The sequence below is a fragment of the Variovorax sp. RKNM96 genome, assembly GCF_017161115.1.
Lineage (GTDB): Bacteria > Pseudomonadota > Gammaproteobacteria > Burkholderiales > Burkholderiaceae_C > Variovorax.
The window spans coordinates 2025776-2046360 of sequence record NZ_CP046508.1 but is presented as its reverse complement, the minus strand read 5'-3'; the positions used below and the strand labels follow the sequence as shown (position 1 = coordinate 2046360).

The window sequence follows — 20585 nt, the reverse complement described above, 5'->3', positions numbered from 1 at the left end:
GACTGTAGCGCGCCATCACTGGTGGGTGTAGACAAAAACTCAACACGCGAGATCGAAAATTGCGCTTTACCTCGACGGTCCGTACGAACAACATTCGCACACCCAAGGGCTCACACACACCACGAAATTAGGACACCACGATGATGAAATCCGACATCTTGATCCTGCGGGGCGCGCACGTTATCGACCCCAGACAAGGGATCGACGGTGTGACCGACGTCGTCGTCGCGAACGGAAAGATCGACTTCGTTGGCGATGCGTCTCACGCGGACGGCGAGGTGCTCGATCTGACGGGCCACTACCTCTCGCCGGGCTGGATCGACATCCATGTCCATACGTATGGGACTCTTGGATTCTCCGATCCCGACGCGATCGGCATCTACCAGGGCGTGACCACGTTCGTGGATGCGGGCGGTGCGGGCATTGGCGTGCTTGACGAGTTCGAGGCGACCATGAGCGGCCTTCACACCAGCTTGTACGCCGGCCCCTTCGTGCGTCCGCTGGGGCTCATCGCCCTTAATTTTCTCGAAGGCGAAATTCGCAGCCTTGGCAACATTCCCTTGTCCGACTGGGTGGACTTCATCAAGCAGAAGCCAGGTCTGGTGCGCTACTTGAAGTGCAATGCGATGGGCAACTACGGCCCCGGCTCACTGAAGATCTCCAAGGGCCTTGCGCAGGTGCTGGGGGTTCCTCTGTATATGCACATCGGCGAGTTCCAGCAGCACGAGGTTACCGAGTCGCTCGCCATGGAGGCGTTCCGGATTGCCGAGCCGGGCGACATGATTACCCACATCTACCACGGGAATCTGGGCAAGGTGGTCGACGACGACGGCAAGGTCCTCGACATCGTCAGAAAGGCACAGGAGAGGGGTGTGCTCTTCGACGTTGGATTCGGCGGGTACAACTTCACCTGGAAGGTGGCAGAGCAAGCGACCCGCCAAGGCCTCTGGCCCGACACCATCAGCTCCGACCTGCAGCAGTTCAACGTCGTGACGCCGGTGAAGTCACTGGCGAACGTGATGACGGCGATGATGATTCTCGGGATGGGCTTGAACGACGTCATCTCGAGGGTGACGGATCGTGCGGCGAAGTCCATCTCGCTCCAGGATGAAGCCGGCACGCTGGCACCGGGCATGCCGGCAGACATCACGGTCTTCGACATGATCGACGAACCTTTGGTTGTCGCGGACTGCATCCTGCACAAGCGCACGGCGTCACAGTACCTGAAGCCTCTGATGGCCTTCAAGCGCGGAAAGCGCTTCGACAGCGATATGGATCGAGCGAAGGCGGAGAGCAACTGGCTGGTCCAATTCTCGGAAGAGAAAACACCGCAGCGAGCGAAGCTGCTGACGGGTCCGCAGAAGGTGTTTCTTCACGACCTGGCCCAGGCACTCGCCCAGGTGGCGTGGAGCATCACCCCCGAGGAAGAGTTCGACTACGACGAGGCACTTGAGCTGCAGCGAATCTTTCACGCGACGCGAGCACACCATGCGTTGCCGCTGAAGGCTTGCCTGGATGCCATCTACTTCAGCTTCACGGATCACCAGTTCCCCATCCAGGCGGGGCTGTTCATCATGTGCCAAGAGCGCGATTCCTTCTTCTCGCGCATCCGTGAAATCTGCGCCGATCAAGTCGCTGTGGAGGCCTTGTGAGCTGCAAGCAAGCCCCAGTTTCCAACAGCGAAGGCGTCTGGACCGCCGCCTCGTCCCTGCCGGTGAGTGACCTGAAATTCCCGCTTCGCGCAAAGGTAGGCACCGAAACGATCGTCATCCATCGGACCAAGCACGGTTTTCGCGCCATGGACAAGGGTTGCCCCCATCAGGGTGCCTCCTGGATGTTGGGCGACCTGATCATGGATGAATCCATGGTCAAGTGCCCGCTCCATGCATACACGTTCCGCCTCTCCGATGGCAAGGGTGTGAACTGCCCCGGTTTCCGAATGAAGGTCTTCGACGTGAAGGAGACCGAGGGGCGCCTTTACGTACGTGTTCCAGACCACGCCGTGGCTCAGGGCCAATAGATGCAGATATCCAAACACCATAAGGCTCGCCTCATGATCTCCTCGAAGCGCTTCGTTTTCCTGGCGGCCTCGCTCCTCGCGATCGCGGCCGCCCAATCCAGTCACGCCGAGGAGAAGCTGCGCATGACGCTCGACTGGACGTTCCAGGGTCCTCAGTCGATCTACACCTACGCTGCCGACAAAGGCTACTTCGCCGATGAAGGTATCAACATCACGATCGATCGAGGAAATGGGTCAGCCGATGCGATCACCCGGGTAGGCAGCGGCGCCTATGACATCGCCGTCGGAGACGTCAACTCGATGATGGAATACAACGTCAAGAACACCTCATTGCCGCCGTTGATCGCGGTGATGATGATCTACGACCGCGTTCCCCTTTGCGTCGTGACAACGGATCCAAGAATCCAGGCGCCCAAGGACCTCGAAGGCAAGCGAATCCTTACCAGCCCTGGCGCGGCCGACTTCCGGCTGTTCCCGCTGTTCGCGCGGGAGACCATGATCGACACGTCCAAGATCAGGTTCATCAACGTCCAGCCGACCATGCGCGAGTCGTTGCTGATGAGGGGCGAAGCCGACGGCTCGACCGGCTTCTACCACACGAGCCTCCTGACGTTGAAGAGCATGGGCGCAGATGTCAGCAAGCTCAAGGCCTTCATGTACTACGACTACGGCATCAAGATCTATGGCAATGCAATCATCGTGACAAAGGCGTTTGCAACATCCAAGCCCAACGTGGTCAAGGGCTTCAATCGGGCAGTGGCCCGGGCTCTTCGGGATGTGAGTGCGAATCCCGAGATCGCGATGGCGTCTCTAAAGAAGCGCGATGGAACCGTGAACACCGCAATCGAAGCGGAGCGTCTCAAGGTATTCCTGGATATGGCGGTGAAGACCCCCGACGTCCTGAAGAATGGTTTCGGTGACGTTGATCAAGCCCGGCTTTCGGAAGCCATCGATCAGACCCATGAAGCGCTCGCCCTGGCACGAAAGCCAACGTCGGCAGAGGTCTTTACGGCGCAGTACCTGCCGACGAAAGAACAGCGAATGCTTTCCAAGTGAGTCACTCGGGTGCATAGGGCCTCGAGCTCGCTGGCGTCGCAACCTTGCGCGCCGTCGAACAACGACTGACCTGGCGCTATTGGTCTCCTCTGCGCGCAGCGCTTCTCAACGGGCGCATTGCGGAAGATGGGCCGAACCGGGCACGCAGGCACCCCGAAGGAACCATCAACCTGCGGCGAAGCAGGCCGTGAATCCACGCGTCCTGTGACGTACCGACCAACGCGTCGTTCTACTCATTAGTCAAAAGGTCACCCGATGACAGCTCGAACTCGTCCCATGCGCGTGCAGGCGATCCGCCTTGAATCGGAGAGCGTGCAATCGTTCGAGCTGACGCCAGTTCAGGACGAGTGCCTGCCACCCGTCGAGGCCGGCGCGCACCTTGATCTTCATCTTCCCAACGGGTTGGTTCGCAGCTATTCCATCTGCAACGCCCCCGGTGAAACCCATCGGTATGTGGTGGCGGTCTCGCGCGACCCTGCCAGCCGAGGTGGGTCCGTCTATATGCACGACCAGGTCCGAATCGCACAGGTACTTCACGTTGGAGGCCCTCGCAACAACTTCCAGCTCGACCTGTCCGCGTCGCACTCGGTGCTGGTCGCCGGCGGCATTGGCGTCACTCCGATCTACGCGATGGCACAACGGCTCCAGGCGTTGGGAGCGAGCTGGGAGATGCACTATGCGGCTCGCTCACGCCAGGCCGCAGCGTTCGTGCCTGCGTTGCGCAGTTTGGTCGAAGACGGCCGGGTCAAATTTCATTTCGACGACGAGCACGAGGGCAAACCACTCGATCTCTCTCCGATCGTTGCAAGTGCGCTCGGCGGGTCCCATTTCTACTGCTGCGGACCTGGCGTGATGCTCTCCGCATTCGAGAATGCCACCGAGATGCTGCCCCGCGGCCAAGTACACATTGAGTACTTCAAGACGCCCGCCAGGTCAGTGACGGTGGATGCGGCGGTCCCGGAGTCCTTTGAAGTGAAGCTCGCCAGGAGCGGCGTGGTGCTCCAGGTGGAAAAGGACAAAAGCATCCTCGAGACCCTTCTCGATGCGGGTGTCGAAGTGCCCTACTCGTGCATGGAAGGGACGTGCGGATCGTGTGAAACGACCATCCTCGAAGGAGAAGCCGATCACCGAGACACCGTGCTCAATGACGCGCAGCGAAAGTCCGGCAAGACCATGATGATTTGTTGCTCGCGGGCGCGCTGCTCCCGGCTGGTGCTTGACGTTTAAGGCACTCGCGCACGCTTCCCCAATGTCTGCAGAAAGATCCTGTCCCTGCTGTCACCGGTAGCAGGCAGGCCTTTCTCGATCTTCCGCACAGACCGCTCCTCATTCTCCTTAAGTACCGTTCGCTCCCGAAAAACCTGACCCAGGAGACAAGCATGAAGAAGAGTCCATTTCTCGCGACGTCGAGGTCGTCGGCGCTACTGGCCACAAACTCGCCGTCCACCCTGGCCCAGGGAGCCCCTCCCATCGAACACCACGGTGACCGCGTGAGGGCTCTGAACTTCGTGGACTTCCAGGATGTCTGGCTGGCATACAACGAGGAACTCCTGCACCAGAATCACTTTGCCGTGGAGGCCATCGACCTGAAGGTGCGTCAGGGCGAGTTCATCGCGATCGTGGGCCCCTCCGGTTGCGGAAAGTCGACTTTCATGAAGCTCGCGACCGGGCTGAACATGCCGTCGAAGGGAAAGATCTTCATCGACGGCCAGCCGGTGACGGGGCCTTTGAAGATCTCGGGCATGGCTTTCCAGGCGTCCTCGCTCTTGCCCTGGCGCACGACGGTCGACAACGTTCTGCTGCCTCTGGAAATTGTCGAGCCGTACCGCTCCAGCTTCAGGCAACGACGAAAGGAGTACGAAGAGCGCGCTCGGCGGCTTTTGCAGAAAGTGGGCCTGGGCGGCTATGAGGACAAGTTTCCATGGCAACTTTCCGGTGGCATGCAGCAGCGCGCGAGCATCTGTCGCGCGCTGATCCATGAACCCAAGATGCTGCTGCTGGACGAACCCTTCGGCGCGCTCGATGCGTTCACCCGCGAGGAGCTGTGGTGCACGCTGCGCGACCTTTGGACCGAGCAGAAGTTCAACGTGATTCTGGTCACGCACGATCTCCGTGAGTCGGTCTTCCTGGCCGATATCGTGTATGTCATGAGCAAAAGCCCTGGCCGATTCGTGGTGCGCCGGGAGATTGAGCTCCCACGGCCGCGAAAACTGGAAGTCACCTACACAAAGGAATTCTCGGACATCGTGCACGAGCTGCGCGGTCACATCGGGGCAATGCGCAAGCAAGGCATGGGGGTGGCGCAATGATCGATCTTCGAAGCAGGCGACTCGAGAAGTGGTCCCCTTGGATCCTGCTGGCCGCAGTCGTCGTCCTTTGGCAGCTCGTCTGCTCCGTGCTGAACGTTTCGGAGTTCATCTTCCCGAGCCCTCTGCGGATCTGGAACCAATTGCTGGAGTTCCGCGACACGATCGCGATGCACGCTTGGCGGACCTTTTGGGTGACGATGGTGGGCTTCGGCCTGGCCATCGTGGTCGGCGTACTGCTCGGCTTCTTGATCGGGAGCTCGCGTCTTGCCTACACCGCCGTGTATCCGCTCATGACAGCTTTCAATGCGCTGCCGAAGGCGGCGTTCATCCCGGTCCTGGTCGTGTGGTTGGGCATTGGTGTGGGTCCTGCGATCCTTACCGCATTCCTCATCAGCTTCTTCCCGATCATGGTGAACATCGCGACGGGCCTGGCGACCTTGGAGCCCGAGTTGGAAGACGTGCTTCGAGTGCTTGGTGCCAGGCGATGGGACGTTCTCGTGAAGGTGGGACTTCCGAGATCGATGCCGTACTTCTACGGTTCGCTGAAGGTGGCGATCACGCTGGCATTCGTGGGCACCACAGTGTCGGAAATGACTGCGGCGAACGAAGGGATCGGCTACTTGCTGATCTCCGCTGGCTCAGCGATGCAGATGGGCCTGGCCTTTGCGGGGCTGGTGGTCGTGGGGGCGATGGCCATGGTGATGTACGAGCTTTTCAGCTACGTGGAGAAGCACTCGACTGCGTGGGCGCACCGCGGCTCCCAGGCGGGATAGCGTTATTGCGGGGTCAGAAAGACCCGCGCGGCAGCGCATTGGTCGGGGCTGAATGTGTTCTATTTTTTCGAGCGGTCACCTCGTAATTCTGATGCCACGACGAGCCGGCTCGCTGTTATCTTCGAAGGCGAAAGCGATGCGTTCTCGCTCCTTTGAACACACCGAAACAACCGAATCCCGCAGATGACCGATCGCGCCCAATTCATTCGTCAGATTCCAAAGGCTGAGCTGCACATGCATCTCGAGGGCAGCATCGAGCCTCAGATGATGCTGGGTCTCGCCGAACGAAACGGCATGAATCTGCGCTGGAAGACTGCGGATGAGCTCCGCGGCGCGTACGAGTTCTCGAACCTGCAGGACTTCCTGAACCTGTACTTCGAAGGCTGCAAGGTGCTGGCACAGCAGCAGGATTTCTATGACATCACGCGCGCCTATCTGCGTCGGTGCGCCGCGGACAACGTGCTCCATGCCGAGATGTTCATCGGCCCGCAGAGCTTCACCGATCGAGGTGTGACGATCCGGGCCCTGATGGAAGGCGTGCTGGGTGCCATGGGCGATGCGCGCCGTGAAGATGGCGTGAGTTCGGGTCTCCTCATCAGCGCCCATCGTCACCGCACGGAAGCCGATGCCCTTGCACTCCTGGACAGCATCACGCCTTGGCACGACCGTGTGGCGGGCATCGGCATGGGCGGCCCCGAAGTGGGGAATCCGCCTTCGAAGTTCGTGAACTTCTTCGCCGAGTGCAAGCGCCGTGGGTTCAAGACCTCCATTCACGCTGGAGAAGAAGGCCCTGCTGCATACGTCCGCGAGGCAGTTGAACTGCTGAATGTCGACCGGATCGATCATGGCAACTCTGCCCTGGACGACCCTTCACTGGTCGAACTGCTCAGAGCACGCGCCATCCCTCTGACCGTGTGCCCATTGTCCAATCTCCGTTTGAAAGGCGTGAGTTCGCTTGCGCAGCATCCGCTGCGCGAGATGCTCCGGAAGGGCTTGTTCGCGACAGTGAATTCGGACGATCCGCCCTACTTCGGCGGCTACGTCAACGAGAACCTGATCGAGATCCAGCGCAGCCTGGACCTTACGCGCGACGACATCATCACCCTGGCGAAAAACAGCTTCCGTGCTGCGTTCATCGACGAGGCCGACAAGACTCGCTATCTGTCTCGCATCGACGACTACGTGAAAGAGAACGCGCACTTCTGAACGCCGCGCACTGCACAGCAGTGCGTCCGACCTCGCCGAACTTCCTGCATCGCCCGCTCGGTGGGCGCATCGCATTCCTATGCACAGCTTTTCTGATCCGGGCACTGCGTCTGCCCGGTTTCAGCGGCGCGTTGCCGTTGCGCGCGCACTCACACTGATCTGTTTCGGGCTGATCGCTGCCCGGCTTTTCTACCTGCAGGTCCAGGAGCATTCGTCTCTCAACGCCAGGGCCGAGCGCAACAGCACGGCCATCGTGCCCATCGCTCCGGAGCGTGGCCTGATCTTCGACCGTCAAGGTGTGGTGCTGGCGGCGAACAAGCCGGTGTTCTCGCTCGAGATCACGCCGGCAAAGACGCGGGGCGATCTCGATGCGCTCTTGAGCGATCTCGCCGAGGTGGTCCGTATCGAAGCACGCGACATCGGTCGCTTTCGATCGCTGCTGGCGGAATCGAAGGGGCTGAATCCGATCCCGCTGCGCGCCATGCTCAGCGAGGAGGAGATCGCGACCGTCTCCGCCCAACGCTTCCGCTTTCCTGGCGTGGAGGTCAACGCAAGAAGTCTTCGAACCTATCCTTTCGGACCGCTTGCAAGTCATGCGCTGGGCTACATAGGCCGCATCAACGATTCGGACCGCCGCGCACTGGAAGACTCCGAATCAACACGCCAGAACTACCTCGGTTCGGACCACATCGGAAAGCTGGGCATCGAGCAGCGCTATGAAGCACAACTGCACGGGACCGCGGGGTTCGAAAGAATGGAGACCGCGGCCTCCGGCCAGGCGATGCGCAGCCTGTCGGTCCAGGCTGCCCGCGCAGGCCAGGGCGTGCAGCTGGCGCTCGACCTTCGATTGCAGCGGCTCGTCGAACTTCTGCTTGGCAACCGCCGCGGCGCGGCCGTGGTCCTGGATCCGCGCAACGGCGACGTGCTGTCCTTTGCAAGCACTCCCACGTTCGACCCCAACATCTTCGTCACCGGAGTCGACCGGGACACATGGAAGGCCTTGAACGAATCGCCCGACCGCCCGCTGCTCAACCGGGCATCCCGCGGCACCTATCCGCCCGGGTCGACCTACAAGCCCTTCATGGCCATGGCCTCGCTCCAGCTGGGAAAGCGCGCTCCCAGCGTCCTCATCAACGATCCTGGCTACTGGGACTTTGGGAACCATCGATTCCGCAGCCACGAAGGCGGTCTCGGTCCGATGAACCTCTTCACCAGCCTGGTCTATTCAAGCAACGTGTACTACTACACGCTGGCCAACGAGATGGGCGTCGAAACCATTCACGACTTCATGTCGCCCTTCGGCTTCGGACAGCTGACGGGAATCGACCTGGACGGTGAGGTTCGTGGGGTGCTGCCCAATCAGGCGTGGAAGCGAAAGGCCTATCGCACTGCGGCGCAGCAGAAATGGCAGGCCGGCGAGACGATCTCCTTGGGAATCGGCCAGGGGTACAACAACTTCACCATCCTCCAGCTCGCGACCGCCACGGCCGCCCTGGCGAACAACGGCCTCCTCCATCCGCCCAGAATGGTGACTGGACTGGAGGACCCCGACACGCACGCGATCCATCCCCTCGCACCGCCGGCGCCCCGCGACCTGAAGCTGCGGCCCGAGAACCTGGCGCTCGTTCGCGACGCGCTCATCGGCGTGACGGTCCAGGGCACCGCAAGAAAGGCATTCCTCGGAGCCAAGTACGTCAGCGCAGGAAAGACCGGAACCGCGCAGGCGGTGACGATCAAGCAAGGCCACCGCTACAACGCCGCGAGGATGCAGGAACAGGAGCGCGATCACGGGCTCTACATGGGCTTTGCGCCCGCCGACGCACCACGCGTGGCAGTCGCGGTGATCGTCGAGAACGCAGGCGGTGGTGGCCAGGTCTCCGCGCCCATCGCGCGGCGCATCTTCGACTACCTGCTCGAAGGCGAATATCCCAGCGAGGAAGACATCGAAGCCGTACAGCAGGGCATCGGCACCACGCCCCGTGGAAAGCCTGTGCGCGTGGAAGATGTCAGTTGGCCCGACGGGATGGCGCTTCACCCAGACGACATGCCGGCCCAGGACCTTGCGTCATCCCGAGGACACTGAGCACGGATGGCCCGGGCGACAACCCGGAACTTCGGAGCTCACCACCCCTTGCATGCCGTTGCCGCTGCAATGATCTCCTGCCGATCGAATCGGTTGGCGCTCTCGATCAGCATCGGGCTCGCCGCAATGAAGGTTTCGCGCGGCAACTGCTTCGTGATCTGCTTTTCATTGAACATGAATTCCTGGAATCGCCCATACGCGGCCGGGTCCATCGCGCCGATCAGTTTGCCGCCGTTCATTTGAAAGGCATCCCTCAGGGTGTCGAGTTGCGCCTTGAGAAGCGCCAGGTCCCATCTGGCCAATGTGGCCTCGTCCGCGCCGGTGGGCCTGGATCCCGGAAAGGACTTCCATTGAACCTTGCGTGCGCAGTCGGGGTTGGTTTCTGCAAACAATTGCCCCTTGGCTGCGCCCCGGACGATGGCTTCCACCATCTTCGGATCCGACTCGACGAGCTTCTGCATGGCCGTCAGCGTGAAGTCCGGCATGCTCCGCCATTGGGGCGATCGAAACACCTTCAGCTTCGCCCCGCTGTTCTCGAAGCCGGTCAACGCCGATTGCCAGAACATCAACGCCTGGACGCGATTGTTCTTCAGTGCGTCCAGCGCCGGTGCACCGGCGCCCACTGCGATCAGCTGAATGTCGACGTCCGGATCGAGGCCGTTGCTCCTGAGCAATCCCTTCAGGAGTGACGTGCCGCCCGTGGCCAGACTGACGATGCCGATCTTCTTCGACTTGAGGTCCTTGACGTCGGCGATCGCGCCACCGTCGATGACCGCCAGACCCCAGTCGATGACACCGTTCCCCATCACGCCGCGAACCTTCGCATTGCCATCCGTGTTTGCCTGGATCAGGTTCGTGGCATTCAGCTCGGCAAACTCGATGCCGCCGGATGCGAGTTGCTGCAAGGCCTGGGCCGATCCGGAGACGCCGATGACGTTGACGTCGTAGCCCTCCTGCTTCCAGTAGCCCAGTGCCAGCGGCATCATCAGCCACGGATAGCTGATGTTGAGAACCTGGCTTCCCACAGCAATGGTGACCTTCTTCAGCGGGCGGTCCTGCGCCTGGGCCGTGGGCACCACGGTGGCGAAACACAGGGCCCACACGGCGAGTGCACATCTACGGAGCAAGCACCGGCAGAGACGAACGGATGAATGGCGCGGCATGAAGTCTCCTTGTTCAACTTGATGCGCAGTGGAGCACGTTCGCCCGCAGACCTGAAGCATGAAATTCAGCTCGGTGCGTTCGAATATCCGGCACGCTCAAACCCACATGCGAGCGCCGCGATCGGAGAAGCGTCGAATCAGTCGTCCGCGGTGGCGCGCCGAACGGCCTCTTGCAGATGCTCGAGAAAGATGCGGACTGCAACCGGAAGATTGCGGTCCGTGTGCACGCAGATGTTGAGCGGCCATTTCTCGACGCCCTTGCCTCGCAGGGGCACATACTTCAGGCCGCGTGGGGGCGTTGGACCACCGAAGTATTTGTTGACGATGGCGACGCACAGACCCGTGGCGGCCGATGCGCGCATCAACTCGAAAGAGTTCGTCACCATGACGCCGCGCGGCTTGATCTTCGCCTTTGCGAACATCCTTACATAGCTGCCGCGGATGGTCAGTGTTTCATCCGGCAGCGCCATCTCCTCATCGCCGCACTCGCTGATGTCCACGAAATCGCGTTTGGCGAAAGGATGGCTCCCGGAGACGAGAAGGCATGGCTTGATGAACCTCTGCTCGACGACCGTGACGTCGAACGTGTCGGGGCTGATGTACGACAGCGAAATGTCGAGCTCATCCTTCGACAACTGTTCCACCAGCCTGGATCCTCCGGCCACCACGACCTCGAAATTGATGCCCGGGTACTGCTGGTGAAACGTCTGCAGGAATTGCGGAAGAAACTCTCTTGTGAACGACTCCGATATGCCCAGCCGCACCGTGCCGCGCTGCATCGTCTGAATGGACCGGATGTCCGTTCTGACCTGGTCGAGTCCGTTCTCCACGCTGCGTGCGTAGACCAGCACCACCTCGCCTGCCGGCGTGAGCTTCATCACCTTCTGCCCACGATGCCGCTCGAAGAGCGGGCTGCCCAGGTCTTCTTCCAGCAGGTGGATCTGGCGCGATATGGCGGATGCTGCAACGTGCAGTTCCTCCGCCGCGCGCCGAATGGATCCGACCCGCGCGACGCCTGCGAAGTAGCGCAATCCAATGCTGTTGATCAATGAAGGACCTCCGGCGATGGCCACGGTCTTCCGCAGCCTGCGAATCTTATACAGGACACGGAGCAAACCTTGTGCCATCTGCCAAAGATCGCAACGCTGCGCGAGCCGTCGATCCACCGCCCCCTGGCATGCGCCCAGAGGCAGCGTCTACTGAAACGTTCAGGCGCGATAGCCGAGACCGTCGGCAGCTTCCAGCCGCCGTTTGAAGGCGTTCCATTCCCGAGCGTGCGGATCGGCTTGGGAAGCGTTGGCTCCGCCTTTCTCGAACTGCAGTGCGGTCTTCTCGGACACCTCCGCAGACAACGGCCTGACGGCCTGGCCACTGGATTGGATGGCGAGTTGCACCCGGCACGCTCGCTCCAGATTGAACATGAGGATGAATGCTTCCGCGACGGACCGTCCCACCGTCAACAGTCCGTGATTGCGCAGGATCAGCGCCTTGGCCTTGTCTCCAAGGCTTGCCACCAACCTCGCTCGCTCATCCAGATCGAGCGCCAGCCCTTCGAACTCGTGATAGGCCACCCGGTTGTAGAACTGCAGGGCCCACTGATTCGTCGTCCGGAGTCCATCGCGCAGCGACGCCACCGCCATGCCGCCCACCGTGTGCGTATGCATCACGCAGGCGGCATCGTGCCGCGCCGCGTGAACCGCGCTGTGGATCGTGAAGCCTGCGGCGTTGACCTCGCTGTCGCTGTCGTCCACCTTGTTTCCATCCAGATCGATCTTGACCAGCGCAGACGCCGTCACTTCGCTGAACAGCAGGCCGAAGGGGTTGATCAGAAAATGATCATGCCGGCCGGGCACACGCACCGAGAGATGGGTGTAGATGGCGTCGTCCATTCCGAACAACGCGAACAGACGGTAGGCGGCGGCCAGGTCTTCTCGCACCTCCTGCTCGCTTCGCTCGTTCTTTTCGCCTGGAACAGCATCGTGCTGCCTTGTGCTCATGACTGCGTCCTCGGTGTTCATGAATCACGCCCTCAGGCCTGCGCGAAGCGGCTCGCGGCCTTCTTCTCGACGGCGATCTTCGGCGCGATGGCCCGTGCATGCGTTCCCTTGCCGATGATCCCCGCACCATCTTCGGCCCACACCTCGAAGAGGAACAGGGGGCCCTTCTTCTCCAGGAAGCGCGCGTGCGCGGTGATCTTCTGGCCGACCGGCGTGGGCGCGAGATGCTCCAGCTCCACCTTCGCGCCGACAGAAAGTTGCCCTTCCGCAAGAATCGGCCGGAGAACCTTTGCCGCGGCGCGCTCGAACTGCGCGAGCAGCCACGGCGTCGAGAAGACCTCCGGGAAGGACTCGCCGGGCTCGGAAGAGAGCGCGGCCGCCAGATGAGCGCCTGTGACCGTGACGTCGACCGATGCGTGTGCGTTTTCTTGAAGTTGTTCCATTGCTTGGGGTCCTGTGTAGAGAGAGAGGGGACGAAGCCCCTCGGGGTTCAGCGCGCGCCGGCTTCAAGCGCTGACGATTTTTTCGGCTTCATGGTTGACCCAGAAGACCACCTTGCGCTTGATGAGGTCGACGGCGCCGTGCAGCAGGATCCCCATCACGGAAAGGATGATGAGAATGGCGAACACCCCCGCGGTGTCCATCGAGAAGTTGCGCTGCAGGATCAAATAACCCAGGCCGGCTTGCGAGCCCACGAATTCGCCCACGATGGCGCCGATCACGGCCAGAACGATGCCGACGTCGAGGCCGACGAAGATGTACGGAAGGGCGTTGGGTACCTTCACATACTTGAACGTCTGCCAGCGCGAGCCGGTGAAGGCCGTGATCAGGTCGATCTGCTCGCGGGGCGAGGAGCGCAGACCGACGATCGTGTTCGCCAGCACCGGGAAGAACACGATCGTTGCGGTAATGACGATCTTGGACGTGACGCCGAAACCGAACCAGATCACGAACAAGGGTGCGATCGCGACTTTGGGAATGGTCTGGAAAGCCACCACGTACGGATAGAGCGTTCGCTCCACCAGAGTGAACTGTCCGATCAAGGCCCCCAGGACCAATCCGAACAACGCGCCGGCAAAAAATCCCACCAGCGTTTCGTACAGGGTCACGCCGGTGTGCCACACGAAGGTGTTGTCGGCCAAGCCGTTCCACAAGGAAATCACCGTTGCGGTCGGCGAAGGAACCACGAGGGACGAGACTTCAAGAAGCCTGACCGCGAGTTCCCACCCGCCAATGATGACGATGAACAGGAGGATGGAGAGCGGACGCTCGGGCTTGCTGCCAAGAAGCCCCGGGCCGCCCTGCTTGGGCGTGCTGTTGGTGGTCATGCGTCGAGTGCTCCTTGCGAACTGAAATACTTGCGGATGTGAGAGACGACTTCCCCGAACGGCGCCGAGTTGATCATCTCCAGCTTGCGTTCCGCCGGGAGATTGACGTTGAGGATCTCGGTGATCCGCCCCGGACGCGGCGACATCACGATGACCCGGTCCGCCAGGAAGACCGCCTCGGGGATGCTGTGCGTCACGAGCAACACGGTCTTCTTGCTGGCGGCGCGAATGCGCAGCAGGTCCAGGTTCATGTTTTCGCGCGTCATGGCATCCAGCGCACCGAAGGGTTCGTCCATGAGCAGGAGCGCCGGATCGTGGGCCAATGCCCGGGCGATACCCACGCGTTGCTGCATGCCGCCCGACAGTTCGTTGGGGTACTTGTCCTCGAACCCGGCAAGCCCGACCATGGCCAGGTACTTCCTGGCGTCCGCGCGGTTCGCATCCGTGATCGCACCGTGCAGTTGGCTCGGCAACAGGATGTTCTCGAACACGGTGCGCCATGGCAGGAGCACCGGCGCCTGGAACACCACGCCGATCTGGCGATTGGGACCGTCGATCTGGCGTCCGTCGATCTCGACCGAGCCGGAAGTGCGACGCAGGATGCCCGCAAGAATCTTCAGCAACGTCGATTTGCCGCACCCACTGGGGCCCACCACCGTGATGAACTCTCCGTCGGCAACCGAGAAATTGACGTCGGACAGCGCGTGGATCTCGTTCCCCTCGCGTGTCGCATACATCTTGTTCAGGCCTGAAACATGAATCATCGGGTCTCCTCAAACGGCGTTGGTGCGACTGCTGTCGCCGGATTGGGAAACGGACCCGGATGAAGCGAAGCGCTCATCCCGCCACTTGAATGCGGCCTTCATGCCGTCCCGGCTCATGCGTTCGAAGAATTCCCTGGCTTCGTCCGACTCCGACATCAGGACCTGGGTGAAGATCTCCGCGCCGTACTCGATCGCCGGCTGGAACCCGCGCATTTCATAGGAGCGATTGAGTCCGAGCTTGTTGAGCTCGACCGCCGGCGGAGGCAACTTGGCAAGACGCAGGGCGGTGTTCATCGCCTCGGCGCGAAGCCGATCGGCAGGAACCACGCGATTCGCAATGCCAAGGCGCACGGCGTCCTGGGCCGACACCCGGTCGCCGAAGAGCAGAAACTCCTTGGCGCTTTTCATTCCCATGATCCAGGGCGTGATGTTGAAGGGCGGCGCGGACTGGAACTGGATCTCCGGCTCGCCAAACACCGCGGTCTCCGATGCCAGGGTGTAGTCGCAGACCATGGACAGGTCGCATCCCCCGCCAAGCGCAAAGCCGTTCACGGCCGCGATCACCGGCAGGCGCGATTTCCAGATCCGCCACCAGGTGTCGTTCCCGAGCTTCACGTGACCGCGCCAGTCCTGCACGCTCGTGAACGGCTTGGCACGCGGCGCGAGATCGAAGCCCGCGCAGAAGGCTCGCCCCTGCCCCGTGATGATCAGCACCCGCACGCCGGTGTCGTTCTCGAGCGTGTCCAAGGCGTGCTGCATGTCGATCAGGATCTGATCGTTCAGCGAGTTCATCTTGTCCGGTCTTGCGAGTTCGAGCGTCGCCACCGTGTTCTCGATACTCAATTCGATGCATTCATATTTCATTTTTGCTTGTCTCCTGGTTCTTCGATGCAGGCACCTTCGACGCGGCTATTGCCGCGCCTTGGCAATCACCAACGCGTCCAGCACCACCGCGCCCTGGCCTTGCGCAAGGACTGCAACGGGATTCAGATCGATGGCTTCGATTTCATTGGCGTAGACCACCGCGATGTCGGACAGCCGCTCCAGCGTCCTTGCCAGCGCGTCGCGATCCGCCACGACGCCGCCTCGGTAACCGCCCAGCAACTTGCCCAGCCGCGTCTGATCGATCAGCGCGGCGGCGGTCTTCAGATCCACCGGCGCGAGTTCGAACGTGGCGTCTTGCAGGATCTCGACAAGTACGCCGCCGGAGCCGACCACGACACCTGGCGCAAAAGGCCGATGCGTCACGACACCCAGGATCGCCTCGACACCACCGCGGACCATCTGCTGCACCAGCACCCCGGCCACCCGCGCCCCGGGTGCCTTGCGCGCAACGCTTTCGAGAATCCGGCGATAGGCCGCTCTCACGGCGACTGCATCGGGCAGATCGACGACGACACCACCCACTTCGCTCTTGTGGGGAAGGTCCGCGGATTCGATCTTCAGCACCACGGGATATCCGATGGCATCGGCGTGTGCAACGGCGTCGTCCTCGCTCGATGCCAGGCGCTCGGCGGTCACGCGGATTCCGTGCGCCTCCAGGAACGACTTGCTTTCCCGCTCGGTCAGCGGCTCCACGGATTCGAAACGTCGAGCCCATTTCTCTTGACGGTCGACACCCATCGTCTTGGGAACAACCTCGGTGGTGATGAATGCCGCATGGTCCACCAGATGCTTGATGGCGCGCAGGGCATTGCGCATTCCGCAGAGCGTGGGTACTTCGCTCAATGGCGCGAGCACGTCCGGATGGATCCTGGCGGACAGGTTGTTGAAGAACACGACGGGCTTATGCGCTCGCGCGCTGCGTTCGGCCACGGTGATCGCGAGCTTCTCGTAGATCGCGGCCTGGTCCTCTCCCATGGACGCCGGGCAATCCTGCGACACAGCGACGATATGAATCGAAGGATCGTTCAGCAGCGCATCCAGGCAATCCCCGTACATCCTGGTGTCGAACACCCCGACGCCCGTCGCATCGAGCGGATTGCGCGGCGCGCCGAACACGGGGAGCACGGTCTTGAGGTGCGCCACGGTCGACTCGCTCAACGCCGGCAGCACGAGTCCGCAGCGCTCGGCGATGTCGCAGGTCATCGACAATTCACCGCCACTCACATTGAGGACACCAAGCCCCGCACCCTTCGGCATCGAGCGGATCGTGGAGAACAGCGCGACGGTCTCGACCAACTCGTCGTAGTCTTCGACCAGGGTGACGCCGTGGCGCTTGAAGAAAGTCAGCAGCGCCGTATCGGAACTGGCGATCGCACCCGTGTGAGCGGCACTCGCTGCAGCGCCGGATACGGATCGGCCTACCTTCAATGCCACGATCGGCTTGCCTGCCTTTCGCATCTGCGCAGCAGCGCGTGCGAAGGTGGCAGGATCGCGCAGCGTCTCCACGAAGAGCGCGGCGACCTTGGTGCGCGGGTCTTGCGCCACATAGTCGAGGTACTCGGGAATATCGGTCACCGCCCCGTTGCCCAGAGAAACCAGGTGGCTGAACTTGAAACGATCGAGGCCGCTCAAGGCGATGCATGCCGAACCCGAATGGGAGATCAGCGCGATGTCCCCGGCCTCCAGCCCCTCTGGCACGGCAGCGCTGTACAACGCCACCCCGTTCTCGACACTGAAGATTCCCAGGCAGTTGGGCCCGCAAAGATTGATCTGGTTGTCGCGGCAGAAGGTGCCGATCTCCGTCTGAAGGGCCGCCCCTTGTTCCCCGGTCTCGGCAAACCCGCTCGCGTACAACACTGCGCTGCGCGCTCCGGCGGCATGCGCGCTCTTGAGGGCATCGAGGGCCTTGTCCGCGCTGAGCGCAATCACGACGCAATCCACCGATCCGGACAACGAAGTCAGATCGCGACGACATGGCAGACCCAGCACGGACTCGGCGCTGGGATGAATGGGATGGATGGCTCCGGCATACCCGACACGCAGGAGATTCTTGATCACGGTATTGCCCATCGCCTCAGGTCGCGGCGACGCTCCCAACACCGCGATGGATTTGGGATTCATGAGCGTGGACAGGTAATGCAAAGCGGGGCTCCTACGGGCTTGGGAGGCATCGCTCGATCGCCGCGTGAGATGCAGCGCCGATGCCGAGAACCGCGACTCTATGGAGCGCACATATGCAGGTCAATCACAGATTTTCGGCATCGACGTACTAATTTTTGAAACACGCCAAGACCGGTCGATCACTAGAATTTTGTTCACCGAGGAGCGCTGCAACGATCACGCTCGCCACTGCGCGAGTACCGATCTGTCAGGCTCGGAAGACTGCCGAACACCGGCATCCTTAACCGCGCTCACCGACAGAGTGCGGTGAGCCTCGGCATTCATCTCGCTCTGACGACAACCCATCACAAGGAGCAAGAGATGAGCGAAAGATTGACATCGATCCAGGCCGGCGATCACGTCGTGGCGGACATGGCGTTGGCCGGTTGGGGCCACAAGGAACTGCGCATCGCGGAGACGGAGATGCCGGGACTGATGGCCATCAGGAACGAGTTCCTCGAACAGCAGCCACTGAAGGGCGCACGCATCGCCGGGTCGCTGCACATGACCATCCAGACCGGCGTGCTCATCGAGACACTGCAAGCGCTGGGCGCTACCGTGCGCTGGGCGTCATGCAATATTTTCTCGACGCAGGACCATGCCGCGGCGGCTGTGGCTTCGAAAGGAACACCCGTCTTCGCCTACAAGGGTGAAACGATGGAGGAGTACTGGGACTACACCCACAGGATCTTCGAGTTCGGCGGGCCGCGAGGCGAACCCGAAGAGGGCCCCAACCTGATCCTCGATGACGGTGGCGACGCAACCACGCTGATGCATCTTGGAAGCCGCGCCGAGAAGGATCGCAGCGTGATCTCGAAGCCGACAAGTTCGGAAGAACGCATCCTCTTCGCGGCCATCGAGAAGAAGCTGGCCGCGGATCCCACCTGGTACAGCCGTCGTCTGCGCCACATCATCGGCGTGACGGAAGAAACGACGACCGGTGTCTTCAGGCTCAACGACATGAGCGCGAAGGGCGAGCTCGCCATCCGTGCCATTGCCGTGAATGACTCCGTGACCAAGAGCAAGTTCGACAACACGTACGGCTGCCGGGAATCGTTGGTCGACGCGATCAAGCGCGCGACCGATGTGATGATCGCGGGCAAGATCGCCGTGGTGGCCGGCTTCGGCGGCGTCGGCAAGGGTTCCGCGCAGGCGTTGCGCGCCCTCAGCGCCCAGGTCTGGGTGACGGAGATCGATCCCATCAATGCGCTGCAAGCGGCCATGGAGGGCTATCGCGTAGTGACCATGGACGAGGCGGTGAGCCATGCGGACATCTTCGTCACCGCAACCGGCAACCGCGACGTCATCACCTTCGAGCACATGAAACGCATGAAGGACCAGGCGATCGTCTGCAACATCGGGCACTTCGACAACGAGATCGATGTGGCGTCGCTCGAGGCCTGCCAATGGGACGAGATCAAGCCGCAGGTGGATCACGTGATCTTTCCCGACGGGAAGCGGATCATCCTGCTCGCCAAGGGCCGCCTGGTGAACCTGGGGTGTGCGACCGGCCATCCCAGCTTCGTCATGTCTGCCAGTCTTGCGAACCAGACATTGGGACAGATCGAGCTTTTTACCAAGCAGGACGCTTATGAAAAAGGCAAGGTGTACGTGCTTTCCAAGCTTCTGGACGAGAAGGTTGCAAAGCTCCATCTTGCGAAGCTCGGTGCGCAGTTGACGGAGCTCTCCGACGCGCAGGCGGCCTACATCGGCGTGAGCAAGACGGGCCCCTTCAAGCCCGAGGCCTACCGCTACTAGTGCGCGTGCGCACACCGCGCATCGGCCCAGCCTGGCGATGCGCGGCAGGCGAGATGGTTGCAACGCGTCAGCGATCTGCGGCGACTGAACGCACCGCCATGCGCAGGTGCTCCACGAAGATGCTTGCTGCGGCGGGCAGGTCGCGATCTGCATGGACGCTGACATTCAACGGCCAGCGATCCAGACCCTGCCCCCGCAGCGGCACATAGGCCATCCCCGCAGGGGCCTCGTGATCGCCGAAGTACCTGTCCACGACGGCAATCGTCAGCCCCGCGCGCGCCGATGCGCGCATCAGCTCGAACGAATTGGTGACCAGCAGTCCACGCGGCCGGATCCTGGCCTTCGCGAACATTCGAACGTAGCTCTCCCGAACGGTCAGGGACGCATCCGGCAACGCGATGTCCTCGCCGGCGCACTCCGCGACATCGACGAACGCCCGTTGTGCAAACGGGTGGCTGCGTGCCACCAGCAAGCAAGGCGTTGTGATTGCCTGTTCGACCACCGAGACATTGAAGGCGTCCGGCGTGATGTACGACAGGGACACGTCGATGTCGTGATTGGCAAGCATTGCAGTCAGCTTGCTGCCACCCGCGACGATGACCTCGAACACGATGCCCGGGTACGCGGCGTGGAAGCGCTGCAAAAACTGAGGAACGAACTCCCGCGTGAAGGATTCGGAAATGCCGAATCGGACCTTGCCGGTCCGGATGGTCTTGAGCGACTGGATATCGTCGCGAACCGCGTCCAGGCCAGCTTCGATGCGCTTCGCATAGCTCAGCACCACCGACCCTTCGGCCGTGAGCCTGAGGCCCTTGTGTCCCCGGTGCCGCTCAAGCAGTTCGGCGTCCAGCTCTTCCTCCAGCAACTGGATCAGCCGGGAGATCGCAGAGGCCGCCACATGCAGTTCCTCCGCGGCGCGGCGTATCGAACCCGACCTGGCAACGGCCATGAAGTACTTGAGCGCGTTGCTGCTCACCGGCCGCAGCTCCGCCTTTCGCCGGCCCTGTGGCCCGACGGCATCGAGCGATTTCGCGCCTGTGTTCATGAGCGTGCCACGTCCGAGAAAGATGCGTCGAACTCGCG

18 protein-coding genes and 1 riboswitch are annotated in these 20585 nt (G+C 61.7%); of the genes, 9 read left to right on the top strand and 9 right to left on the bottom strand.

Annotated elements, in window-relative coordinates; genetic code table 11:
- The first annotated feature begins 140 nt into the window (after positions 1–140).
- The 8 genes from GNX71_RS09320 to mrdA all read left to right on the top strand — a co-directional run bounded on the left by GNX71_RS09320 (position 141) and on the right by mrdA (position 9447).
- Positions 141–1652, top strand: a complete 1512-nt coding sequence (locus tag GNX71_RS09320) for a hypothetical protein (RefSeq protein WP_206178055.1) — start codon at positions 141–143, stop codon at positions 1650–1652.
- Positions 1649–2020, top strand: coding sequence for a Rieske 2Fe-2S domain-containing protein (locus tag GNX71_RS09315; protein ID WP_206178054.1), 372 nt, complete (start codon positions 1649–1651; stop codon positions 2018–2020). Before GNX71_RS09320 ends, GNX71_RS09315 begins: the two co-directional genes overlap by 4 nt.
- Positions 2021–2053: 33 nt before the next feature.
- On the top strand, positions 2054–3076 hold the full coding sequence (locus tag GNX71_RS09310; protein WP_206178053.1) for an ABC transporter substrate-binding protein: 1023 nt from the start codon (positions 2054–2056) through the stop codon (positions 3074–3076).
- A 255-nt stretch (positions 3077–3331) separates the two neighbouring features.
- Complete coding sequence (locus GNX71_RS09305; protein WP_206178052.1) at positions 3332–4303, top strand: PDR/VanB family oxidoreductase; 972 nt, start codon at positions 3332–3334, stop codon at positions 4301–4303.
- A 263-nt stretch (positions 4304–4566) separates the two neighbouring features.
- Positions 4567–5385: an ABC transporter ATP-binding protein gene (locus tag GNX71_RS09300; RefSeq protein WP_206179394.1), complete on the top strand. Its 819-nt coding sequence runs from the start codon at positions 4567–4569 to the stop codon at positions 5383–5385.
- Positions 5382–6158, top strand: a complete 777-nt coding sequence (locus GNX71_RS09295; RefSeq protein ID WP_206178051.1) for an ABC transporter permease — start codon at positions 5382–5384, stop codon at positions 6156–6158. The genes GNX71_RS09300 and GNX71_RS09295 overlap by 4 nt, the downstream gene beginning before the upstream one ends.
- A 183-nt stretch (positions 6159–6341) precedes the next feature.
- Positions 6342–7364: an adenosine deaminase gene (locus GNX71_RS09290; protein WP_206178050.1), complete on the top strand. Its 1023-nt coding sequence runs from the start codon at positions 6342–6344 to the stop codon at positions 7362–7364.
- A 79-nt stretch (positions 7365–7443) separates the two neighbouring features.
- Positions 7444–9447: a penicillin-binding protein 2 gene (gene mrdA, locus GNX71_RS09285; RefSeq protein WP_206178049.1), complete on the top strand. Its 2004-nt coding sequence runs from the start codon at positions 7444–7446 to the stop codon at positions 9445–9447.
- Between the two features lie 38 nt (positions 9448–9485).
- Here mrdA and GNX71_RS09280 read toward each other — a convergent pair whose 3' ends face one another.
- The 8 genes from GNX71_RS09280 to GNX71_RS09245 form a co-directional block, all read right to left on the bottom strand.
- A complete protein-coding gene (locus GNX71_RS09280; protein ID WP_206178048.1) occupies positions 9486–10610 on the bottom strand; it encodes an ABC transporter substrate-binding protein in 1125 nt (374 codons plus the stop codon).
- Between the two features lie 137 nt (positions 10611–10747).
- Positions 10748–11659 carry a LysR family transcriptional regulator gene (locus tag GNX71_RS09275; RefSeq protein ID WP_206178047.1) on the bottom strand — a complete coding sequence of 304 codons (912 nt, stop codon included), beginning with the start codon at positions 11657–11659 and terminating at the stop codon, positions 10748–10750.
- Between the two features lie 159 nt (positions 11660–11818).
- On the bottom strand, positions 11819–12607 hold the full coding sequence (locus GNX71_RS09270; protein WP_206179393.1) for a class II aldolase/adducin family protein: 789 nt from the start codon (positions 12605–12607) through the stop codon (positions 11819–11821).
- A gap of 32 nt (positions 12608–12639) precedes the next feature.
- Positions 12640–13050, bottom strand: a complete 411-nt coding sequence (locus tag GNX71_RS09265) for a hotdog domain-containing protein (protein ID WP_206178046.1) — start codon at positions 13048–13050, stop codon at positions 12640–12642.
- 63 nt (positions 13051–13113) lie between these two features.
- Entirely contained in the window at positions 13114–13935 is an 822-nt protein-coding gene (locus tag GNX71_RS09260; RefSeq protein WP_206178045.1) for an ABC transporter permease, read from the bottom strand.
- Positions 13932–14699 carry an ABC transporter ATP-binding protein gene (locus GNX71_RS09255; protein WP_206178044.1) on the bottom strand — a complete coding sequence of 256 codons (768 nt, stop codon included), beginning with the start codon at positions 14697–14699 and terminating at the stop codon, positions 13932–13934. The genes GNX71_RS09260 and GNX71_RS09255 overlap by 4 nt, the downstream gene beginning before the upstream one ends.
- A 9-nt stretch (positions 14700–14708) precedes the next feature.
- Complete coding sequence (locus GNX71_RS09250; RefSeq protein WP_206178043.1) at positions 14709–15563, bottom strand: enoyl-CoA hydratase/isomerase family protein; 855 nt, start codon at positions 15561–15563, stop codon at positions 14709–14711.
- Between the two features lie 45 nt (positions 15564–15608).
- Positions 15609–17654 (bottom strand): acetate--CoA ligase family protein, encoded by a 2046-nt coding sequence (locus GNX71_RS09245; RefSeq protein ID WP_241027306.1) that lies wholly within the window; start codon positions 17652–17654, stop codon positions 15609–15611.
- Positions 17655–17898: 244 nt separating this feature from the next.
- Positions 17899–18004: riboswitch (S-adenosyl-L-homocysteine riboswitch) on the top strand.
- 61 nt (positions 18005–18065) lie between these two features.
- Here GNX71_RS09245 and ahcY point away from each other — a divergent pair.
- Positions 18066–19502: an adenosylhomocysteinase gene (gene ahcY / locus GNX71_RS09240; protein ID WP_206178042.1), complete on the top strand. Its 1437-nt coding sequence runs from the start codon at positions 18066–18068 to the stop codon at positions 19500–19502.
- A gap of 67 nt (positions 19503–19569) precedes the next feature.
- Here ahcY and GNX71_RS09235 read toward each other — a convergent pair whose 3' ends face one another.
- Positions 19570–20547 (bottom strand): LysR family transcriptional regulator, encoded by a 978-nt coding sequence (locus tag GNX71_RS09235; protein WP_206178041.1) that lies wholly within the window; start codon positions 20545–20547, stop codon positions 19570–19572.
- Positions 20548–20585: the final 38 nt, after the last annotated feature.